This window comes from Pseudoalteromonas sp. S3785, from assembly GCF_005887365.1.
Classification (GTDB): Bacteria; Pseudomonadota; Gammaproteobacteria; order Enterobacterales; family Alteromonadaceae; genus Pseudoalteromonas.
The window spans coordinates 1-275 of record NZ_PNCT01000193.1 but is presented as its reverse complement, the minus strand read 5'-3'; the positions used below and the strand labels follow the sequence as shown (position 1 = coordinate 275).

1 pseudogene is annotated in these 275 nt (G+C 41.5%); it reads left to right on the top strand.

The features are described from left to right. Positions 1-44: 44 nt before the first annotated feature. A pseudogene (locus CWC17_RS19110) lies at positions 45-275 on the top strand (hypothetical protein); the annotation flags it as partial.

The window sequence follows — 275 nt, the reverse complement described above, 5'->3', positions numbered from 1 at the left end:
CGCTCTGCATAATGGCATTTAGCAGCTTAGCGTGGTTATATTATTTGACTGGAAAAACCCGTTTTATTGCCCAGCTACTCGTTGGTATAAATGATATGGGCGCTAATAAGCTTATTTATATCCGTTTTTACAGCGATTATTTAATGCTAAGCCATAAGGCGGGTAAGCATAGGGTATCGCTAAGGTATGACTATTTTAAAGTAGATGAAGATGACACCACCGCGATTGAACCAAAATCCAGCCACGGCGAAGGCTTATCAGCTACGTGGAGTTAC